Raw genomic sequence first — 5009 nt, 5'->3', positions numbered from 1 at the left:
CTAATTCCATCTGGATTGGAACTCTTTCGATAATCTTCAGATCAAAGGCCGCAATACCATCAATCTTCTCAGGATTATTGGTCATCAGTCTCAGTTCATGAACGCCAAGGTCTTCAAGAATCTGGGAACCGATAGTATAATCTCTCATATCTGCCGGGAAACCAAGCATAATGTTGGCCTGAATAGTATCATATCCCTGATCCTGCAGGGCATAAGCTTTGATTTTGTTGATCAGACCAATGCCTCGGCCCTCCTGTCTGAGGTATAACAATACGCCTCGGCCTTCCTTCTCAATCATACGAAGCGCCGTCTGAAGCTGTTCACCGCAGTCACATTTCTGGGAGCCAAACGCATCACCTGTCAGGCATTCTGAATGGACACGACATAATACAGCCTTGCCATCGCCGATTTCCCCCTTAACCAGTGCCACATGATGTTCACCATTCAGCTTGTTGATATAGCCATACATCATGAAATCGCCGTATTTTGTCGGAAGTTTTGCCTTTGCCACACATTCAACCAATTTCTCATGTTCTTTTCTGTATCGCTTGATCTGCGCAATTGTACAGATCTTCAAATCATGTTCTTCTGCAAATGCCAGCAGATCATCTCTTCTTGCCATTGTGCCGTCATCCTTCATGATTTCACAGCAAAGACCAACTTTCTTGAGTCCCGCCATCTCCATCAGATCAACCGTCACTTCTGTATGTCCCGGACGTTCAAAGATACCGCCCTTTTTAGCAACCAGTGGGAACATATGCCCCGGTCTTCTGAAATCTTCCGGTTTTGCACCATCTTCAACAACCTTCATGGCTGTCATGGAACGCTCAAAAGCAGAAATACCTGTCGTTGTGTCTTTATAATCAATGGATTCTGTAAATGCTGTTCCATGGTTATCTGTATTAACGGAGCACATCATGTCCAGGCCAAGCTTTTCTACATAATCAACATGCATCGGCATACAGATCAAGCCTTTTGCATAAGATGCCATAAAGTTGACATTCTCAGGTGTTGCAAATTCAGCCGCACAGATGACATCACCTTCATTTTCTCTATCCTCATCGTCCATAACAGCAACAATCTTGCCGCCACGAACGGCTTCGATGACTTCTTCTACTGAATTAAATTCCTTCATTCTCTTTGTTTCCTCCTACATAAATCCGTTTTCTGCCAGAAATGCTTCTGTAATACCGCCGGAAGATTTCTGTGTTTCTTCTGCCTTACCAAACAGCAATTTCTCGACATATTTTCCAATGAGATCACATTCAAGATTGACGGTGTCTCCCGGTTTTTTCTTTAATAAAATTGTTTCTTCACCTGTATGCGGAATGACAGATACCTTAAAGCAGCCGTCATCCACATAGGCAATGGTCAGACTCACACCGTCTATGGCAATAGAACCCTTTTCTATCATATACTTCAGCAGATCAGGCTTTGTCTGTACAGTTACCCAGACAGCATTATCCTCTCTTGTCATATCAGAGATTGTGCCTGTCCCGTCAATATGACCACTGACAATATGCCCGCCCAACCGACTCATCGGTGTCAGGGCACGTTCAAGATTCACACGGCTTCCTGCATGCAGGGATGAAAAATTGGTTCTTCTGACAGTTTCTGCCATGACGTCCGCATCAAAATTATTGCCGTGGATCGCTGTTACCGTCAGACAAATGCCGTTGGTAGCAATACTGTCACCAACCTGAGTCCCCTCCAGCACTTTATTGGCACTCACAGTCAGCCGATAGGATACCTTTCCCGGAACAAGCTGTTTCACTATTCCTATTTCTTCTATAATACCTGTAAACATATCATGCCTCCCGTCTGATATAGCCCGTGATACATATATCATTGCCTATATTTCTCGCTGTTATGTCTTTAAGCTGCCAGGCATCTGAAAGATGTTCAACACCTTTGCCGCCAACAGGTGTTCTTGATGTCTTGCCGCCGATAATCTTCGGCGCAATGTACATCTGAACCTTGTCGATAATTCCTGCTCCAAAGGCTGCTGCTGCCAAAGCTGCTCCGCCCTCCAGTAAAATACTGTCAATCTGCATACGTCCCAGTTCTTCCGTCAATTTCTTAAGATCAACATGTCCATCTTTCGCTTCAATGCTCAATACTTCAACACCTGCATTCTGCAAATCTTTAATCTTCTTTTCATCTGCTGACGGCGTACATGCCACAATCGTTCTGATGTCCCTGGCTGTTTTCACCAGACGTGCTGTCATCGGAATCCGTAATGAGGAATCCACAACAACACGGATTGGATCTTTGCCTTCTATTAATCTGCAGTTCAGCATCGGGTCATCATCAAGAACCGTCTGTGATCCTACCATAATGGCCATATACTGGTGTCTGAGTTCATGAACTTCTTTTCTCGATGCTTCACAGGAAATCCACTGTGACTCACCGCTTGCCGTAGCAATCTTGCCATCCAATGACATGGCTGACTTATACAATACAAAAGGTTCCTTGTTCACAATATACTTCATAAAGATCTCATTGAGCTTGATACTTTCTTCTGCAAGAACACCAGTTGTTACTTCAATTCCTGCATTGCGAATCTTCTCAATTCCCCGTCCGGCTACCAATGGATTCGGGTCAAGTGCACCGACAACTACCCGTCCGATCTTCTTCTCAATAATCTTATCTGCACAAGGAGGCGTCTTACCATAATGCGAACATGGTTCCAAAGTAACATATATCGTTGCTCCAGTTACATCCTGATTTCCGGCATCCTTAAATGCTTCAACTTCCGCATGTCCCTGTCCGCAGCAATGATGATATCCTTTTGCAATAACCTGTCCATCCTTGACAATCACTGCTCCCACCATGGGATTAGGGTTTGTATAGCCACGCCCAAGCTTTGCCATATCAAGCGCCATCTGCATATAACGTAAATCTTCCTGATTTCTGTCTATCATTTACTCCAACCCCTTATCGTCTACGTTTTGCCTCACGGGAAAATGCCCGTGAAACCAGAAAATGCCCCTGAATCTATTCTTCAGAGGCACCATAGCTTACACTCAATTGCGCACCGCGCAGTCAACTTGCAACACAATTGTATGTACACTCAGGCACATACAATGCTATAACAAAAGAAATGCTCTGGTCAATACATACTAACCAGAGCAGTCAATAAATTCAGTCACAAACTTACGTCAATTTATCTTCTTCCATCCAGACTATACTGTCGGCTTCGGACTCGCACCGAATCAACCTTGCGGCTCGTGGGCTTTACCACCGGTAGGGACTTGCACCCTGCCCTGAAGATCCTATTCATTTTCTTGTATTATTATACCTCATAAGGCTATTTTATACAAGTATTTTTTGTGAATTTTTACAATTATTCGAAAAGTTTTTCAACAAAAGCAAATTTTTAACAAAACAAAACCGGCCAATCATCATGACTGGCCGGCCTCATTTATACTTTTAAATATTTAGGGAGTTCGTTATTATTCTATCAACCGACAATTATCTAAGTAAAGAGCCAGAGATAACCATCTTCATAACTTCGGATGTACCTTCATAAATCTCTGTGATCTTGACATCACGAAGCTTTCTTTCAACACCGTATTCACGGCAGTAGCCATAGCCACCCATGAACTGAACAGCTGCACGGCAAACATCATTTGCTACATCAGAAGCAACCAGTTTAGCTTCTGCAGCATATACATTGTAAGGTTCGCCATTGTCTTTAGCAACAGCTGCACGCCATGTAAGAAGACGAGCTGCATCAATTCTTGCCTGTAATTCAGCAATTCTGAACTGTGTATTCTGGAATGCTGTGATTGGCTTGCCAAACTGTTTTCTCTCTTTGCAATATGCAATTGCTTCATCTAAAGCGCCCTGTGCAAGACCTACAGACTGAGCAGCAATACCGATACGACCGCCATCAAGTGCTTTCATAGCGATCTTGAAGCCTTTGCCTTCGCCGCCAAGTAAATCAGAAGCAGGTACACGTACATCTGTGTAAACAACTTCTGAGTTAGAAGCACCGCGGATACCCATACGTTTGATATCCGGCTGAACTGTGATACCTGGTGTATTTCTGTCAATAAGGAAAGCAGACATGCCTTTGTGAGGACCTGCAGCCTTATCTGTTAAAGCAAATACAAGGAATGTATCAGCGAATCCGGAGTTTGTTGTGAAAATCTTGCTGCCGTTGATGACATATTCATCACCGTCTTTAACTGCAACTGTTCTTGCGCCTGCAACGTCAGAACCTGCATCCGGCTCTGTTAAACCGAAACAGCCAATCTTGCTGCCGTCAGCCAGTGGGCGAAGCCATTTTTCTTTCTGCTCAGGTGTTGCAAATTCTTCAATGCTGGATGCACATAAAGATGTATGTACAGATACTGTAATACTTGTGCTGGCATCAACTTTTGAAAGTTCTTCCATTAAAAGAACATAGTTGAAAACATCAAGTCCTGCACCGCCAACTTCTTCTGAGAATGGAATGCCAAACATACCAAGGCTCTGCATCTCATGGATGAGATCCATATCCATTTTCTCTTCTTCATCCATCTTCTCTGCAGCTGCTTTCACACGTTCCTGTGAAAACTTACGGAAAAATGCCTGCATCTCTTTCTGTTCTTCTGTTAAATTAAACCCTATCATCTCATTTAACCCCTTTCATTTGCTCGCTTCATTTTTAGCTTACTAATACTTTGTGAGCTAATTATATACTAGCTAACTATTCGTGTCAATAAGTAAATTGATAAATTTTTAATTTTCGCATATTACACAAAAAGAGACCAGAAATCTTGTGACTTCTGGTCTCTCTCTTTTATATTACATACCTTCAAAACTGCATATCATAAAACACTCTGCCTTTTAGAACCGCTCTCTTAACTCTGGCTATTTTCGGGTATGTTCTCTTCGCTCCGCTCTGAGAACGACCTTCGAACTAAACTCAGTCTCCACTGCGTTCCGCCTTCGCTAAGGTCTCAGGTCAAGCCCTCGACCGATTAGTAACAGTCAGCTCCGGACATTACTGCCCTTCCACC

At 43.3% G+C, this 5009-nt stretch carries 4 protein-coding genes and 1 riboswitch; all 4 genes read right to left on the bottom strand.

Annotated features, from left to right (window positions below):
* Positions 1-1135: GTP cyclohydrolase II (gene ribA / locus WMO25_RS14705; protein WP_349085930.1), on the bottom strand; the 1135-nt coding region annotated here is incomplete at its 3' end.
* A 15-nt stretch (positions 1136-1150) separates the two neighbouring features.
* Positions 1151-1807, bottom strand: a complete 657-nt coding sequence (locus tag WMO25_RS14700) for a riboflavin synthase (RefSeq protein WP_015513955.1) — start codon at positions 1805-1807, stop codon at positions 1151-1153.
* A 1-nt stretch (position 1808) separates the two neighbouring features.
* Positions 1809-2924 carry a bifunctional diaminohydroxyphosphoribosylaminopyrimidine deaminase/5-amino-6-(5-phosphoribosylamino)uracil reductase RibD gene (gene ribD, locus WMO25_RS14695; RefSeq protein ID WP_349085928.1) on the bottom strand — a complete coding sequence of 372 codons (1116 nt, stop codon included), beginning with the start codon at positions 2922-2924 and terminating at the stop codon, positions 1809-1811.
* Positions 2925-3164: 240 nt separating this feature from the next.
* A riboswitch (FMN riboswitch) is annotated at positions 3165-3278 on the bottom strand.
* Positions 3279-3474: 196 nt separating this feature from the next.
* Positions 3475-4620 carry an acyl-CoA dehydrogenase family protein gene (locus WMO25_RS14690; protein ID WP_252202906.1) on the bottom strand — a complete coding sequence of 382 codons (1146 nt, stop codon included), beginning with the start codon at positions 4618-4620 and terminating at the stop codon, positions 3475-3477.
* Between the last annotated feature and the right edge of the window lie 389 nt (positions 4621-5009).

It is taken from the genome of Coprococcus intestinihominis (genome assembly GCF_040096555.1).
Taxonomy (GTDB): domain Bacteria; phylum Bacillota; class Clostridia; order Lachnospirales; family Lachnospiraceae; genus Coprococcus_A; species Coprococcus_A intestinihominis.
Note: the sequence above shows the minus strand (reverse complement) of the source record. Positions and strands in the feature narration are given on the sequence as shown.

Bases quoted from the DNA above. Each gene is read 5' to 3' on its own strand.
- WMO25_RS14700 (WP_015513955.1), bottom strand. From the start codon at position 1,807: ATGTTTACAGGTATTATAGAAGAAATAGGAATAGTGAAACAGCTTGTT.
- ribD (WP_349085928.1), bottom strand. From the start codon at position 2,924: ATGATAGACAGAAATCAGGAAGATTTACGTTATATGCAGATGGCGCTT.
- WMO25_RS14690 (WP_252202906.1), bottom strand. From the start codon at position 4,620: ATGATAGGGTTTAATTTAACAGAAGAACAGAAAGAGATGCAGGCATTT.